16 protein-coding genes and 1 riboswitch are annotated in these 16,268 nt (G+C 41.1%); of the genes, 9 read left to right on the top strand and 7 right to left on the bottom strand.

The genetic code is table 11. From position 1 onward, the window contains the following. Nucleotides 1–7: 7 nt before the first annotated feature. Nucleotides 8–190, bottom strand: coding sequence for a hypothetical protein (locus tag V7K98_RS02650; RefSeq protein ID WP_335019280.1), 183 nt, complete (start codon nucleotides 188–190; stop codon nucleotides 8–10). A gap of 329 nt (nucleotides 191–519) precedes the next feature. Here V7K98_RS02650 and V7K98_RS02645 point away from each other — a divergent pair, with 329 nt between their 5' ends. Then, nucleotides 520–1,569: a J domain-containing protein gene (locus tag V7K98_RS02645; protein ID WP_335019279.1), complete on the top strand. Its 1,050-nt coding sequence runs from the start codon at nucleotides 520–522 to the stop codon at nucleotides 1,567–1,569. A gap of 196 nt (nucleotides 1,570–1,765) precedes the next feature. Here V7K98_RS02645 and ilvC read toward each other — a convergent pair whose 3' ends face one another. Then, the gene (gene ilvC, locus V7K98_RS02640; RefSeq protein WP_335019278.1) at nucleotides 1,766–2,761 is read right to left on the bottom strand and encodes a ketol-acid reductoisomerase; all 996 of its coding nucleotides are present in this window, start codon (nucleotides 2,759–2,761) and stop codon (nucleotides 1,766–1,768) included. A 76-nt stretch (nucleotides 2,762–2,837) separates the two neighbouring features. Continuing rightward, complete coding sequence (locus V7K98_RS02635; RefSeq protein WP_335019277.1) at nucleotides 2,838–2,999, bottom strand: hypothetical protein; 162 nt, start codon at nucleotides 2,997–2,999, stop codon at nucleotides 2,838–2,840. A gap of 13 nt (nucleotides 3,000–3,012) precedes the next feature. On the opposite strand from V7K98_RS02635, the gene V7K98_RS02630 reads away from it, so the two are divergent. The 5 genes from V7K98_RS02630 (at nucleotide 3,013) to V7K98_RS02610 (ending at nucleotide 8,325) form a co-directional block, all read left to right on the top strand. Further along, nucleotides 3,013–3,939, top strand: coding sequence for a DUF4349 domain-containing protein (locus tag V7K98_RS02630; RefSeq protein ID WP_335019276.1), 927 nt, complete (start codon nucleotides 3,013–3,015; stop codon nucleotides 3,937–3,939). A 234-nt stretch (nucleotides 3,940–4,173) separates the two neighbouring features. Then, nucleotides 4,174–5,529, top strand: coding sequence for an NAD(P)/FAD-dependent oxidoreductase (locus tag V7K98_RS02625; RefSeq protein WP_335019275.1), 1,356 nt, complete (start codon nucleotides 4,174–4,176; stop codon nucleotides 5,527–5,529). A gap of 131 nt (nucleotides 5,530–5,660) precedes the next feature. Then, nucleotides 5,661–6,896, top strand: a complete 1,236-nt coding sequence (locus V7K98_RS02620; RefSeq protein ID WP_335019274.1) for an LL-diaminopimelate aminotransferase — start codon at nucleotides 5,661–5,663, stop codon at nucleotides 6,894–6,896. A 110-nt stretch (nucleotides 6,897–7,006) separates the two neighbouring features. Continuing rightward, nucleotides 7,007–7,645: a Uma2 family endonuclease gene (locus V7K98_RS02615; protein WP_335019273.1), complete on the top strand. Its 639-nt coding sequence runs from the start codon at nucleotides 7,007–7,009 to the stop codon at nucleotides 7,643–7,645. Between the two features lie 134 nt (nucleotides 7,646–7,779). Continuing rightward, the gene (locus V7K98_RS02610; RefSeq protein ID WP_335019272.1) at nucleotides 7,780–8,325 is read left to right on the top strand and encodes a hypothetical protein; all 546 of its coding nucleotides are present in this window, start codon (nucleotides 7,780–7,782) and stop codon (nucleotides 8,323–8,325) included. Nucleotides 8,326–8,610: 285 nt separating this feature from the next. Here the strand turns inward: V7K98_RS02610 and V7K98_RS02605 are convergent, their stop codons facing one another. The 3 genes from V7K98_RS02605 to rsmI all read right to left on the bottom strand — a co-directional run bounded on the left by V7K98_RS02605 (nucleotide 8,611) and on the right by rsmI (nucleotide 12,277). Further along, nucleotides 8,611–9,969, bottom strand: coding sequence for a voltage-gated chloride channel family protein (locus tag V7K98_RS02605; protein ID WP_335019271.1), 1,359 nt, complete (start codon nucleotides 9,967–9,969; stop codon nucleotides 8,611–8,613). A 94-nt stretch (nucleotides 9,970–10,063) separates the two neighbouring features. Further along, nucleotides 10,064–10,147, bottom strand: a riboswitch (Fluoride riboswitch). Nucleotides 10,148–10,174: 27 nt separating this feature from the next. Then, nucleotides 10,175–11,362 carry an MFS transporter gene (locus V7K98_RS02600; protein ID WP_335019270.1) on the bottom strand — a complete coding sequence of 396 codons (1,188 nt, stop codon included), beginning with the start codon at nucleotides 11,360–11,362 and terminating at the stop codon, nucleotides 10,175–10,177. A gap of 54 nt (nucleotides 11,363–11,416) precedes the next feature. Further along, entirely contained in the window at nucleotides 11,417–12,277 is an 861-nt protein-coding gene (rsmI, locus tag V7K98_RS02595) for a 16S rRNA (cytidine(1402)-2'-O)-methyltransferase (protein ID WP_335019269.1), read from the bottom strand. 110 nt (nucleotides 12,278–12,387) lie between these two features. Here rsmI and V7K98_RS02590 point away from each other — a divergent pair, with 110 nt between their 5' ends. The 3 genes from V7K98_RS02590 to V7K98_RS02580 all read left to right on the top strand — a co-directional run bounded on the left by V7K98_RS02590 (nucleotide 12,388) and on the right by V7K98_RS02580 (nucleotide 15,300). Continuing rightward, complete coding sequence (locus V7K98_RS02590) at nucleotides 12,388–13,284, top strand: sugar kinase (protein ID WP_335019268.1); 897 nt, start codon at nucleotides 12,388–12,390, stop codon at nucleotides 13,282–13,284. Between the two features lie 20 nt (nucleotides 13,285–13,304). Next, nucleotides 13,305–14,165: a 3'(2'),5'-bisphosphate nucleotidase CysQ family protein gene (locus V7K98_RS02585; RefSeq protein WP_335019267.1), complete on the top strand. Its 861-nt coding sequence runs from the start codon at nucleotides 13,305–13,307 to the stop codon at nucleotides 14,163–14,165. 415 nt (nucleotides 14,166–14,580) lie between these two features. Next, nucleotides 14,581–15,300: a hypothetical protein gene (locus tag V7K98_RS02580; protein ID WP_335019266.1), complete on the top strand. Its 720-nt coding sequence runs from the start codon at nucleotides 14,581–14,583 to the stop codon at nucleotides 15,298–15,300. Nucleotides 15,301–15,372: 72 nt separating this feature from the next. Here the strand turns inward: V7K98_RS02580 and V7K98_RS02575 are convergent, their stop codons facing one another. Beyond that, nucleotides 15,373–16,260, bottom strand: coding sequence for a hypothetical protein (locus tag V7K98_RS02575; protein WP_335019265.1), 888 nt, complete (start codon nucleotides 16,258–16,260; stop codon nucleotides 15,373–15,375). Nucleotides 16,261–16,268 lie beyond the last annotated feature (8 nt).

The following is a 16,268-nucleotide window of genomic DNA, read 5'->3' as shown; positions in this document are numbered from 1 at the left end:
TTAGCAATTAAACCAGAATGCGCCCAGCAATTATGGCAAAATCGTACCGATGTCCCCTGCATATTTGGGTCGAACTGGTGACAGATGCGCCCCAGTGGATTGAATGGATGGGTTGATTTGTTGCTTTTCGCGATCGCTTACCAAAATCACTTGCATTCAGCAATGGAATACGAGATGGTAAAAGTACCACCTCGCAAACCGTCACGCTTGGGGACAAGAAGTCCCTAACTCCGATTAAACAACCACAAAATTGTTGTTGGTTAGTGATAATCCACTCAAAAGTTGTGCAAATTGTACCAGAGTAAACCCAGATACACTGCCGTCTTGGTCAAAGTACAATTTAATGAGTTAACTTCTCGCTTACACTATATTCATTTTGACTTTTGACTTTTGAATACGTGACTTCCGCCTTGCGGTAATAGTCACAGTTCATGTATCATAACTCTTCTGCGTTCTTGTCCTATTGACCCAACTACTTTGACAGTTATATTTTAAACCTTAAACTTACATACGTATTTCATGCCTCGAAAAAAATCACTTCCATTACAATCAACTTCTTCAACTCCACTGGCTCTCTCTCAATTACATATCCGCTTACAGTTTCTAGAAAAAGAACACCAATCGCTACTCAAGCAGATTAAGAGAAAGCGAACTGAACTGAATAACTTTGTTGAACAGACGCGAACTTTCGCCACGGAAATCTTTCATCAAGCCAGTCCCAGCTTTCAAAAAATGGCTGAGTTAGACCAAGAAATTCATGCTCTATTTGATGAAATATTTACTACTAGAAAGTTTGGGAAACAAACCCTCAAAAATATAGAGGCAGTCTACCTCAATCTCCAGTTGACAGGAATCATTTGTCTCAAACCGAATCGTCAACAATTCAATAAAGAGCTAGACGAATTGTTTGACAACCCCGAACCAGAATCAGATTTTTCCAGGGAAACTGCTGAAGATCGCTATCAACATTGGCAAGCACAAGAATCTGTAGAATCTCAGTCTGTAGGTAGAACAAAGGATAAGAGAAAAATTCGTGAAACATTTCTGAGGTTAGCTGAAATCTTCCACCCTGACAAGGTAAAAGACAGCGAGACACAGACATATAATACAGAAATCATGAAATCAATCAATCAAGCCTACCAAGAAGGTGATTTGGCAAGACTTCTAGAAATTGAGCGACTTCACCAAGTGGGAGAAATTATTGATCTGAATAGCGAAGATGATTTAACTCGTAAATGTCGAACTATAGAACAGCAAAATGAAATTCTTCTCACTCAATATGAAAATGTGAAACAGGAACTACGTTTGGCAAAGAAAACTCCAGAAGGAACGATGGTTTCTGATTCTCGTAAAGCTGCTAAAAAAGGCATTGACTCTACAGCTTTGATGCTAGAAACAATAGAGTCACAAATCAACGTTGTTGCTCATATTCGGGATTTTGTCAAGGACTTTAAAGAGCAGAAGATCACTATCAAAGAATTCCTCGGTGGCCCACCAAGTCTGCACTCTTTAGACGAAGAAACTATGGAAGATATTCTGGAGCAGATGTTGTCAGAATTAATGAAATAGCAGAAATGTTGAATTCTGATACAAAGCTTTACATTGTTAGTTACACTAAGTCTCAAAAGCTTAAATTAGTCAGCAAAACATCATCTCCTCAAACCAATGAACATAGCTGATTTTCTGACACATACAAGATTGAAGATCGTACTAATTTTAAAATCATTGTAGAGAGACGTTACAACAATGCAACGTCTCTACATTCTTAAGCTTTTTTCAACCAGCTAAACATAGCCCGTAAATCTTTACCAACTTCTTCAATTTTGTGTTCAGCTTCTTTCCGACGCATAGCGGTAAATCCTGGTTTACCAGCTTGGTTTTCTAGAACAAATTCTCGTGCAAATTGCCCAGATTGAATTTCGCTGAGAATCTTCTGCATTTCAGCTTTAGTTTCTTGAGTAACAATTCTCGGCCCACGGGTATAATCGCCATATTCAGCAGTGTTAGAAATGCTGTCGCGCATTTTAGCTAAACCGCCTTCCACAACCAAGTCAACAATCAGCTTGACTTCATGCAGACATTCAAAATAAGCCAATTCTGGTTGATAACCAGCTTCTACCAAAGTTTCAAATCCGGCTTTGATTAAAGCACTCAAACCACCGCATAATACAGCTTGTTCGCCAAATAAATCAGTTTCGGTTTCTTCGCGGAAAGTTGTTTCGAGAACACCAGCGCGAGTCCCACCGATACCTTTAGCGTAAGACATGGCGCGATCGCGTGCCTGACCACTTGCATCCTGATAAACTGCAAACAACGCTGGTACGCCTTCACCTTGTTCATAAGTCCGCCGTACCAAATGCCCCGGCCCTTTTGGTGCTACCATCACTACGTCTACGTTAGTCGGTGGTACAACTTGCCCAAAGTGAATATTAAAGCCGTGGGCAAAGGCTAACACATTTCCTTCTTCTAGATTTGGTTCAATCTCGTTTTTGTAAATCGTTTTTTGGACTTCATCAGGTAACAAAATCATGATGAAGTCAGCAGCATTAGCAGCATCTGCAACATTTTTCACAGTTAACCCAGCAGTTTCAGCTTTTGCTACTGACTTACTACCCGGATATAGTCCCACAATCACATTCAAACCACTATCTTTGAGATTGAGAGCGTGGGCATGACCTTGAGAACCATAGCCGATGATAGCAATAGTTTTTCCAGCCAAAAGGTCTAAATTGGCATCTTCGTCATAATACATCCGGGCCATAGAAGCATCTCCTGTCAGCAAGCATCGTCATAAATTGGCAGACTTTTGATTGTACCTCAATTTGAGTAACCACAGATTAACTATGAGTCATTGAATTTATTCCTTTGAACTCTGAGATGAGGGAGATGAGGGAGAAATAAGCAATTCCCAATGCCCAATGTCCAATTCCTGTTACATAAATCGCAACAATACAGGCTTTGAGTTTTACATCAGCAATACTGGGGTTAACTTCATCCATCTGAGGATAGATTATGTACGCTTCGACTAAATTACCGCGCACATCTGCTTTATTTGTAAGTGCATTGTTAGGAGGGTTAATTTTTACCAGCTGCGCCTCTTCTCCTCGGTTGGCAAATAAGCAGTTACCTCCAATTGCAGCCGATGGCGCAGCAAATCCAGCAGCCGCACCTGCTAGGGAAAGCAGAATTTCCCAAAGGGCGGAAGCTGCACCAATAAACCGTTCTCGCCCCCAACTTATTAAAAAGGCAGCAATATCTTTAACTGTCAACTCTGTAGATAAGACTATTGATGCTGTTTCGCAAATTATTAATAAACAGCAAGGAGATTTAATCGGTTTGAAACAACAACAACCAAAAAGTGACAACCCGCGTTACACAGCAACAATCCAATTGCGGATACCAGAGAATCAGCTAGAACCTACTCTGGAAGAACTAGCTAAATTAGGCACTGTTGAAAGTCGTAATATCACTGCCGAAGATGTCGGCGATCGCTTGGTGGATTTCCAAGCTAGATTAACCAATTTGCAGAAGACTGAAGCTAATTTGCAAAAAATTATGGATCGGGCAGGTTCTGTCAGAGATGTGCTTAGTGTTGCTCAAGAACTGAGTAATGTCCGGGAAACTATAGAACAAATTAATGCCCAACTCAAAAGCCTACAAAATCAAGTTGCTTATTCCACAATTACACTCAACCTAGAAGCCGCAGTTTCTAGCACCAGTCCCCAACCTGCTTTTGGTTTGCAAGTTCAAGAAACTTGGAATAATTCTACCCACTCTTTGAGTGCATTTTCTGTTGGCTTACTCAAGTTGGGTATTTGGTTAATTGTTTACAGTCCCTATTTGTTAATTTTTGCTGCTCTTATCTATAGTTTTAGCCGTTGGCAGCGAACTCATTCACCACGTTTGACTCAAACACCAGAATCAACTAGTTCTGAATGAACTTGTATAAATCTTACATCTACCGTTGATAAATTTACATAAGCAAAGGGCATATTAAATATTGCCAAATCTTATTGTCTGAGGCTCTATCTTTAAAGGTTCTATTTATCCTGTAGTTTTGATTACTTTAATCATTCTTCAAATGTAAACAGCAATACAAAATATATGACGACAAATTTGATACAAATTTGTTAAGAATAGTTACAATAGTCGGAATACCTGATAATATTTCTTATGGTAAATTCACTTGACAATAATCCACCACATCAAGTAGTTATTGTTGGCGGTGGTTTTGGTGGACTGTATGCGGCAAAAACACTTGCCAAGGCAGCAGTAAACGTTACTCTGATCGATAAACGTAACTTTCATCTATTTCAACCCCTCCTATATCAAGTCGCCACAGGTGCGCTGTCTCCTGCGGATATTTCATCACCGTTGCGTTCTGTTCTCAGCAAGAGCAAGAATACGAAAGTGCTGCTGGGAGAAGTGAATAATATTGATTCAGAAGCAAAACAAGTGATTGTGGGCGACGAAGCAATAGCTTATGACACATTAATTGTTGCTACAGGTGCGAAGCATTCTTACTTTGGCAAAGATAACTGGGAAGAATTCGCCCCAGGCTTGAAAACTGTAGAAGATGCTATAGAAATGCGTAGCCGGATCTTTTCGGCGTTTGAAGCAGCAGAAAAAGAAACCGATCTAGAAAAACGCCGGGCTTGGTTAACTTTTGTAATTGTTGGTGGTGGCCCAACTGGTGTAGAGTTAGCGGGTGCGATCGCAGAATTGGCAAATCAAACCCTCAAAGACGATTTCCGCAACATCGACACATCAGAAGCCAAGATTTTGCTATTAGAAGGGCTGGATCGGATTCTGCCACCCTTTGCACCAGAGTTATCACAAGAAGCGGAAGCATCTCTGACACGGTTGGGGGTGATTGTCCAGACAAAAACACTGGTAACGAATATTGAAAATGATACTGTTACCCTCAAACAAGGCGATGAAGTTAAAGAAATTGCCTCAAAAACGGTGTTATGGGCAGCAGGTGTAAAAGCTTCAGCAATGGGCAAAGTGCTAGCAGAACGCACAGGTGCTGAGTGCGATCGCGCTGGACGCATTATTGTTGAACCTGACTTGAGTATTAAAGGACATTCCAATATTTTTGTAATTGGCGACTTAGCAAATTTTTCTCATCAAAATGGTAAGCCGCTACCTGGTGTTGCACCTGTAGCCAAGCAGCAAGGTGAATATGTCGCAGAACTAGTCCAAAAGCGGCTTGCAGGTAAAAGTTTACCACCCTTTGCTTATACCGATCATGGTAGTTTAGCGATGATTGGGCACAATTCTGCTGTGGTAGATTTGGGCTTTATGAAACTGAAAGGTTTCTTTGCATGGCTGTTTTGGCTAGTGATTCACATCTACTTCTTAATTGAATTTAACAACAAATTAGTAGTGATGATTCAGTGGGCATGGAATTACTTTACCCGTAATCGTGGAGCAAGATTAATTACAGGAAAAGAGTCGCTTACGGAGTTTGTAATTAGCGATCGCACCAATTATTCAGCCGATAATAAACAGCCTGTAAATGTCTAAATTGGGAATAGGGCATGGGGCATGGGGCATGGTTATTCTCCTTGTCCCCAATGCCCAATCCGCAGTCCCCACTCCCCCGCCCTCATAAATTAGCAGTAAGCTATTTGAGGGCGTTTTTCATAATCTAGAGAATGGCAACTATTAACGACAACTACCTGAAACTGAAAGCGGGTTATCTGTTTCCAGAAATTGCTCGGCGGGTGAATGCCTTTGCTGAAGCCAATCCTGATGCTAAAATTATCCGACTGGGCATTGGCGATGTTACCGAACCTCTGCCGGAGGCTTGCCGCACAGCTATGATTAAAGCTGTAGAAGAAATGGGCGATCGCAATACCTTCAAAGGTTACGGGCCAGAGCAAGGTTATGCTTGGTTACGGGAAAAAATTGCTACTCACGATTTCCAAGCACGGGGAGCAGAAATTGATGCCTCAGAAATCTTTATCTCCGATGGTTCCAAGTGTGACAGTGGCAATATTCTGGAAATCTTTGGTCATGACAACATCATCGCTGTTACTGACCCAGTTTATCCTGTGTATGTAGACACTAACGTTATGGTGGGAAATACTGGAGATGCTAACGACAAAGGCGAATTTGAAGGCTTAGTTTATCTCCCAATTACGGCTGAAAACAACTTCACTGCCGAGATTCCCTCCAAGAAAGTAGATTTAATTTATCTCTGCTTTCCCAATAACCCCACAGGCGCAACTGCAACCAAAGAATATCTCAAAGCATGGGTAGACTATGCCAAAGCGAATAACTCGATTATTTTCTTTGATGCAGCCTACGAAGCTTATATTACCGATCCATCACTTCCGCACTCAATTTATGAAATTGAAGGTGCAAGAGAAGTTGCGATCGAGTTTCGTTCTTTTTCCAAAAATGCAGGTTTTACAGGAACTCGTTGTGCGTTAACTGTGGTACCGAAGACACTCACAGGAAAAGCCGCCGATGGTTCTGATGTAGAACTATGGAAACTCTGGAATCGTCGCCAGTCTACCAAATTTAACGGCGTTTCTTACATCGTCCAACGGGGAGCCGAAGCGGTTTATTCTGAAGAAGGACAGGCACAAATCAAAGGATTAGTTAGCTTCTATCTAGAAAACGCCAAAATTATCCGCGAAAAACTTACAGCCGCCGGATTATCAGTTTATGGTGGCGTGAATGCACCTTACGTTTGGGTAAAAACGCCTAATGGTTTATCCAGCTGGGAATTCTTTGATAAGCTGCTGCAAACTGTCAACGTTGTGGGGACACCTGGTTCAGGCTTTGGTGCTGCGGGTGAAGGTTACTTCCGCATTTCGGCCTTTAACAGCCGGGAGAATGTCGAAGAGGCGATGAAGCGGATTGCTGAGAAGTTTAAGGTGTAGCGATCGCTTTTGTTAAACTCAATCTATTAGTCTAAAGGTTACGGTGGGCTATATTATCCACCGCAACCTGATAGATAATTAATTTAACTCAGCTTACTCATATTCTTATTATGACTGCTGCCATCCCCGTTTTTAAACCTGTTAGCCAGATGCAGTTAGCACCTGGTAGCACGGTGACTATTCCTGATGTTAGATGGGAAGAATTTGAATCTATTTTACAAGAATTAGGAGAAAAAAGAACTACACGAATTGCATACAGCCAGGGTACTTTAGAAATTATGGCTCCTTTATCAGAACATGAAATTCCCAAAGATTTAATTTCTGATATTGTGAAAATATTGCTGAAGGCTAAAAATATCAGATATCAACCTTTTGGTTCTACCACGTTTAAAAGGCAAGGTATAGCAGGAGTTGAACCTGATGCTTGCTTTTATATTCAGAATTATCAACAAATGATTGGTCGTCGCCGCTTGCAACCTAACGATCCGCCGCCAGATTTAGCGATTGAGACTGATGTCACATCAAAAACTACTCTTGATGCTTATGAAGCTATTGGAGTCCCAGAATTATGGGTTTACGATAGTGGAAACCTTTCTATTTATTTGCTAAAAGATGGGAAATATGTAAAATCTAACACCAGTCCTAATTTTGAGGATATAGCTATTACTCAGATTATCCCTACTGCTGTGGAACGTAGTTGGCAAGTAGGAAGTTTTCAAGCTTTAGAAGAATTGGAAGCGATGATTTAGTAAATAAAATAGGTAGTAGGAGGTGCGAGGAATAAATTCAATAAATACCAAGTTCAATAGTTTGTATCTTTATGTTATTAGTCATACTAAAAAGCTATACTTTAGTTTCTAATCTATTCCACATATAGATATTTATGCAAAACGTCTTCGGAATCGGTCGTTTAAATGCAAATCCTCACTACTATGACTACTTTCATTCTTTACTTTTTAATGAAGATGGCACTGTAGATATGGCATCTGGAGCAGGACAAGCAATCATTGTTACTGCTCAAGGAAATTATTCAGTGTCAAAAATTAACCGATCTTCATTTAGTATAAGATTTTATGAATTAATTGAAACTAATCATTATACTCACAATGGTAATATTGGCGATAAAATTAGAGATATTGAACCGTTTGGTGTCAGAGTAACAATAGAAAAAGGAACTTTTGCATTTGAGCAAGAAGTTATTTGGAACATAAAAAATGAAGAAGAATATCCATGCTATTTATTTACATCAAGGTATGTATTTGATTACGATCCTCTCAGCTTTTCTAAAGAAAAAAGCCAAATAAACCTCTATTATTTAATAGAACAGAAAGACTTCTATGAATCTGAAAAATACTATTATCCTCAAGCTGAGTGCAAAAAAATGATATTCAAAGAATTACAAGAGTTAGGGATTACGCCGATTTATTGAGATACTGATAGGATTGGTTAATACTTGCCATTTTTCAGATTAACATATAACGCGATCGCCTTCATGTTGTACTTGTCAACTTAGCGTTTTCGGTATGTTTGGCAGAATTACTTTCTGGCTCTGAATACATAGTAAATAACTCACTAAAAACCTCTTCCCCATTAATCTCTCCACTACTAAGAAATCGTTCTACCTCAAGCGCAACTACGAACCTTTAGAACCATTCATAACTAATGACATAGACCACTATGCACTTTCCCAATTATCTATTAACTACACCAATAATTATTCGTGAGAATCACTTACTCCTTCTTCGCCATCATCAGGTAAATCAACTTTTTGCTCAACTTTTCCTCGTCCATAATTAGCCAAAGTCACCCCTTCTTCTAAATATACAGCAGAGTATTTACTCAACCCAATACGTTGTGCCGAGTAAATTCCAGAATGGCCTGAAAATAGATAGCTCACTACACAGCCAATAGCAATAAATACTCCCGATTCCAAACCAAATAATTCAATTCCCATTAAGGTTGATGCTATAGGTGTATTTGCTGCACCTGCAAACACACCCACAAATCCCATTCCTGCTAACAATGGTGTAGGTAATGCTAAAAGCAATGACAAAGTATTACCTAAAGTTGCACCAATAAAAAACAAAGGTGTTACTTCTCCTCCTTTAAAACCTGCACCTAAAGTTAGAGCAGTCAAACCTAATTTTGCTGCAAAATCCCAAGGAGGTAGCTGAGTGGAGAAAGAATCAACGATTGTAGGGATACCAAGCCCAATGTATTTGGTTGTTCCACTTAACCCAACAATTACTGCTATCATCGCACCGCCTATAAAAGGACGCATTGGAGGATAAGATATCTTACTTTTAAACAAGTGACTAATTTGGTGAGTTACTTTAGCAAAGAATCTCGCTACTATTCCAAAGATTGCACCTGCAATAATGGCAGCAATCAGCCCCCAAATTGTGAGCGTTGGTATAGAGGGAGCGTGTCGGTATGCGGTATGATGCAAACCTAATAACAAGGTGACTTGATTTCCAACGATCGCAGCAATCAAAGAAGGGAAAAGAGCATCATAATTAAGTTTCCCAATTGCTAAAACTTCTAAACCAAATACAGTCCCAGCTAAGGGAGTACCAAAAACTGAAGCGAATCCTCCACTGATACCCGCCGTTAATAAAATTCGCCGATTAGCTCCTTGAAAATGTAATATTTTAGTTAACTGATCTGCTAAAGAAGCACCCATTTGTAATGCTGTACCTTCACGACCGGCTGAACCTCCAAATAAATGTGTAAGGACTGTTCCTAGCAAAACAAGAGGAGCCATACGGAAGGGAATAACACTTTTGGGGTTATGGATTTCTTCTAGTAAAAGGTTATTTCCGGCTTCCACAGTGCGACCGAATTGATGATATATCCAACCACTTAAAAAACCGCCAATGGGAAGTAAGGCGATAATCCAGCGATGCGATCCTCGACAATCGGTTGCCCATTCTAATGATGCTAAGAGAGCCGCAGAAGCCGTTCCAGCAAAAATTCCAACCACAATGGAAATAGGCAACCATTTAATTAGGTGTGGTAATGCAATAAACGGTTCAAATTGACGAAATTGTTTTATGAATGCACTGGCGAACATCCCATGACTCCTTGAGGCGCAATTTGTAGACTTACACTTTCTACAGGGGAGTCAGGTGATGCATTTAACAAGCCCTACTCTCCCGCAGTCAGCGAAGAAAGTAGGAGCCATCAGCCTTTCAGTGATTATTTTTTGGACTGAAAAGGCGGTTTTGGCGAGCTCCATCGCCATTCATTTAAGGATACCATTTTTGCTTTTAATAGAATTAATATTTGTTTTTTTGAGTGATTAATAATAATACAGATGCGATCGCGAACAAACTCCCAGCGATAAATGTCGCCTCTGCTCCCAGTGTTTGCCACAATCCCCCAGCTAGCAAACTCGCAGGTAAAAGCGCTAATCCTACAGCCAAGTTGAGGAATCCAAAGGCAGTGCCGCGCAGATTTGCAGGTATGCTATTTGCCACTAACGCTAATAGCAATCCTTTACTCATACCCAAATGTAGACCATAAAGGGCAAACAATCCCCAGACTTGCCAAGGTGCTTGTACAAAGGCGAAACCCAGATACACTACAGCATATAGGAGAAATCCGCTTATTAGTAGCCAAAATCTACCTAAGCGATCGGAAAGTATTCCTATTGGGTAGACACTAAAGGAGTAAGCCATATTCATTACCACTAATGTCAACGGGATGAGTGAGGCAGAAATCCCTATTTGCTCGGCTCGCAACAATAAAAAGGCATTGCTAGAGTTTCCTAAATTGAATAGTAGCGCCACTGCTACGAGTACCCAATATTTTTGACTTAAACTGCGTAAAGTTTCCCATTGCAGAGGATTGCTTCGGCTGACTTGAGTTTGCTCTGCTTTCGGTTCTTGTACTCCCACGGTTAATAAAGCCACCGCTAAAAAACCAGGGATGAGTGCTAGCCAAAAAACCAGGCGGAAGTTGTTTTGAGAAGCAGCCATCAAGATAAATGCTGCCAATGGCCCTAAGAATGCTCCGATAGTATCGAGAGATTGACGTAATCCGTAGGCTGCACCGCGTACCTCTGCATTAGTAGAATCGGCAACTAAAGCATCACGGGGCGCTACGCGGATACCTTTGCCAATGCGATCGCCAAATCGAGCTATTAACACCCCAGTTGGACTGCTAGCTATAGCAAATAGTGGTTTAACAAAGGTTGATAAACCATACCCAAATATCGCTAATCCCTTGCGATATCCCAAATAATCACTCAACGCTCCCGAAAATATTTTTAACACTGAAGCTGTTGCTTCTGCAATGCCTTCGATAATGCCCACAGTCAACACATTCGCCCCTAAAACTGACACCAGAAATAAGGGCAATATAGAATTAATCATCTCAGAGCTAATATCTGTCAGCAGACTAACAAATCCCAATACCCAAACAGTGCGGGGAATTGTCTGGAAAAATTTGTTTTGTAATTGCATATTTCCCGTTTTACTGATGGCATTTACTACATAGAAGCATCTCAGTTTTGCAGATCACAACTCAGGAGTGAAGACTATAGAAAGAGCTAGTTGATAGAGTTCACGACGGGGAAGGGAGGTAAATTTTGCTAACTGACGGCTAGCTTGCGATCGCGATATTCCCTGACTAATTAACTGTTTCAATTCGGCTTTCAATTCCTCTTCTGTCAATTGGGGTTGACTAGCCGGAATTCCAGCCACTACTAATGTATATTCACCCTGGGGTTCTCGTTGGCTGTAGTGAGCGATCGCTTCGGCAATTGTCCCCCGCCAAAATTCCTCATACAATTTAGTTAACTCTCGACACAGCACAATTTGGCGATCGCTTCCCCAAACTTCTGCTAAATCTTGTAAAGTATCTCGCAAGCGGTGGGGCGATTCATAAAAAATCAATGTGCGAGATTCTGTTTGCAGAGATTCTAAATGTTCTTGTCTCTGTTGAGTTTTCGCAGGGAGAAAGCCTTCAAAGACAAACCGATCTGTTGGTAATCCAGCCGCACTCAAAGCGGTAATTGCTGCACTAGCCCCGGGAATGGGAACTACGGAAATCCCCGCCTCAATACAGGCTTTCACCAGTTCATATCCAGGATCGGAAATTCCTGGCATTCCAGCATCACTCACAAGAGCGATCGCTTTATCGTTAACTAAATGCTCTAATAATTCTGGGATGCGGCTGGTACGATTGTGTTCGTGGTAACTCACTTGGGGAGTCTTAACTTGAAAATGTTGTAGTAGTTTCCCTGTGTGACGGGTGTCTTCCGCAGCAATAATATCCACTGTCTGCAAAATTCGCACCGCCCGAAAGGTTATATCTTCCAGGTTGCCAATAGGTGTGCCGACAACGTAAAGTGTTCTTGGTTTTGGATCGGTTTGCATGAGCAAGAGTTAGGAGTTTGTAGAGACGCGATTCATCGCGTCTGTGCAGGATAGACAGGAGAGACGCGATAAATCGCGTCTGTACAAGAGAGACGAAACATATATGATATATGGTTAATCCAAAATTCAAAATCCAAAATCCAAAATCGGATTGTGGGTTATTTGTGGGTTTAGTAACCTTAGATTTGATTTACCTTGCTGACTCTGCCCCGAAGAATAATCAGAAGATTGTTGCTACTGACTATACTGTAGCGGCAGGTGGCCCAGCAACGAATGCAGCTGTGACTTTCAGCCATTTAGGTAATCAGGCTACAGTCCTAGGTGTAGTAGGTTCTCACCCAATGACACAGCTAATTCGAGGTGATTTGGCAAATTACCAAGTTGCGATCGCAGACCTTGAGCCTACCACTGATTTAGCACCGCCTGTTTCTTCAATTATTGTCACTCAAGCCACTGGTGAACGGGCTGTGGTTTCGATCAATGCTGTCAAAACTCAAGCCAGCAGCGCATCTATCCCGCCAGATATATTATCAAATATCAATATAGTACTGATTGATGGACATCAAATTGCGATTAGTTATTCCATAGCTCAAATGGCTAAAGCTAAGAATATTCCAGTAGTAATTGATGGTGGCAGCTGGAAACCTGGATTTGAGCAAATTTTGCCATTTGTGGATTATGCCATCTGTTCGGCTAATTTTTATCCCCCTAACTGCCAGACTGGAGAAGACGTTTTTGCCTATCTGAGCGGATTTAACATTGCTCACATCGCCATTACCCACGGACAAAAACCAATTGAATACTTGAGTTGCACTAAAACTGGTATCGTAGATGTGCCACAGATGCAAGCGGTTGATACATTAGGGGCTGGAGATATTTTTCACGGTGCTTTTTGTGATTACATTTTACGAGAAAGTTTTATTGATGCACTGGCGCTAGCAGCTAATATTGCTGCTGAGTCGTGTAAATTTTTTGGCACTCGGCGCTGGATGAATTTAAAGAGCTAAATTATACAAGGTCAAATTTAATGAAAGACTTAGAAGAAATATTAGCGATCGCTCGTGAGATCGGTTGGGGTGCAGCAGATATACTGCGATCGTATTACCACGGCACAGCAAAAGACCCTAATTTAGACGTACAATATAAACAAAATGAGCCTGTTACCGTTGCCGATGTAGCTGTAAGTCAATATATTTTGCAGAAACTACAAGCAACTTTGGGTAATGAAGATTTTGCTTACATCAGCGAAGAAACCTATCAATCGCCAACTACGGGCGCACACCCTTCCGCCCCTTGGGTATGGATAATTGATCCTTTGGATGGTACACGAGACTTTATCGAAAAAACTGGAGACTATGCAATTCACATTGCTTTAGTAAAGGAAACACACCCAGTATTAGCAGTGGTAGCAGTACCAGAAGCAGAAAAATTATATTACGCCATCAAAGGTGGAGGGACATTTGTAGAAACCCGTGACGGATCTGTTCCTTTACAAGTATCGTCAGGTAAACGAGTTGAGGATTTAACTTTAGTCGTTAGCCGCTCTCACCGCAACCAACGCTTAGATTACTTACTACAAAAATTACCTTGCCAAAATCAGAAAGCTGTGGGTAGTGTAGGTTGCAAAATTGCTACCATTGTCGAGCAACAGGCAGATATCTACATTTCCCTTTCCGGCAAGTCTGCGCCCAAAGATTGGGATATGGCAGCACCAGAACTGATTTTAACAGAAGCTGGTGGTAAGTTTACGCACTTTGATGGCACTCCGTTGCAATATAACACCGGAGATATCAATCAATGGGGAGGTTTGCTGGCTAGTAATGGTGAATATCATGAAGTACTGTGCAAGGAAGCAGAAAAGACTCTATCACAGTTTGACCAAAGCTAATGGGTATTTGAGGATGAGTATTTTTTAATTTTGTTTTTAACATCTCTTCATAGTTGCCATATTTCCAGCAAGCCACAAGTAATTAGGCATACATCAATAAACAACAGTATTCGTAGTAGCGCTGAAAGCAAATACAGCGCTACTATAGTATTCATATTTGATTTTTGAAAAAACTCAGTACAATTCATCAGTACAATTCAAAGAGACTTCATGTCTCTTGCCTCGCCATATATAGCTTTTCTTAATCATACAAGGTACATCATAGCCCCCTCCTCGCTTGCGGGGAGGGGGTTGGGGGTGGGGTTCTTGTAACTCACTCAACTGACAACCGCTATAAATATATTCTTCCTCTATACCCATAAAGGATTATAAACATCGTTAGTCTGCAATCCTTGGCTGTGGATTTTGAAAAAAAATGTTACGACTTTATCATGTATTACTAGGTTCTATCTTGGTGGTGTCAGTACCTCTGGTAGCAAAATTTGTTCTTCCCCAATTTTCTCCACCCCAAGTAGTAAAGTCTCCTACCGTTGTAAAACTTCCCAACCCTAAAGAGGGAAATATCTGGCAGAAAATTCTGGGAACCACTGCTGCTCCAACTAACTGGCAAGTTGCCGCTTGTGAAGGAAATGCACCGTTGTTGTGTATCTTCTCCAAAGGGGAACGTTTGGGTACAGTTGAGATTAATGTTTACCCTTTAGCAAACAATGAGGATTTCCAAAAGAAACTCGTAGTAGCTGGTATTCCATCTGGTTCTCAAGTGGACTATCAAAGTCCTAAGTATCAAACCCAGGTATTAGCAGCACTCAAGGCTTGGGTTACAGATCACTACGCTGCGTTTGCGAAAGATCGTCAGCATGAATATGGAAAAGAGATTACTTTCTCAACCTATCCACCGCAACCTGTACCCATTGGTAAGCTTCAGGGAATCCGCTATGGGTTTGCCGGAGTTAAGGAAAAAGGTGGAGTACAAGAGCAACATATCGGTTATGTTGCTTTTGATGGCACTAAACTTTACGTAATTACCACTGCATTTGACACAGGTATGCAAACAGGTAAGTTTGAGAAACTAGAAAACTTGGCTATTTTTCAACCTTACTTAGATGCGATCGCAGCAGATTTGCGTTTACCCTAAAAGCCAAGGTTACAGGTTACAGAGAGAAATCTGTCTCCTGTAACCTATTCCCTTCTTTAATCCGTCATCAACCTAAATTTCAGCTACCGCCCGTTCAATCAAGCGACGTGCTAAAGTTTGCGTGCCAGTGTGTTCATAATAATTCGTTGCGACATCTAAGAACGCCGCGAGGTAATCTAACTTATCATCGGCAATATCGGCAAAACTTTTCAAGTTGTGGACAACCTTTTGTGGCGTTAAATTATTGGCGGAGACTAGCCCACTCATCCAACCTTTAACTGAGTCAAAGCTTTCGCCGATAAAGTTGAGTTTACCAGCAGGACTGTCCCCTGGAATCACATCTTTAATGCTTTGGAAAGTCGAATTTTGCTCTAACTCCTGTGGATTTGTTTGATCAAGCCCAGATAAAGCTTTGCTGATGAAATCTGGCCCTAGGGGTATCAAACCATCAACGCAAATCAATGCCACCATCCGAATGAGTGACTCACCACTATACTCACCTAAAGAGGCAACAAAATCCCCAATACTGTCTCCAGGAATGCCGTTAATTTGACAGAATGCTACCAACTCAGCTACCAATTTTAATGTCAAATCAATAGTTTGAGCTTTGTCTGCTTTAGGGGTGACAGAGTTTAAAAAACCCAATAAAGGAATTTTTTCACCGATTTTGTTAGCTAATGCGGCTGCACCAAGGGCTTTATCTGTAGCATCAACGGTTTGATATAACCACAAAGCCGTTTGGTATCCTTGGGATTTGTCATTAAATAGAAAAACCGCTCTTTCGCCAATTTGCTGAATTAAATCTTCGTCATCTTCACCAGTGACAATTTTAATGGTGTTCACAAAGCCGACAGTATTTTGCCACTCTCCAGGAGCAACAAAATCGAGGGACTTCAACATAGAAATAGTCAAGCCACCGGTTGGCAATTGATCGACTAAATCAACAATCGATTTGCTCACAAAAATCT

Origin of the sequence: Nostoc sp., from assembly GCF_036917435.1 — a bacterium.
Taxonomy (GTDB): domain Bacteria; phylum Cyanobacteriota; class Cyanobacteriia; order Cyanobacteriales; family Nostocaceae; genus Nostoc.
The sequence above is the reverse complement of the archived record's forward strand: the minus strand, read 5'-3'. Positions and strand labels throughout refer to the sequence as shown.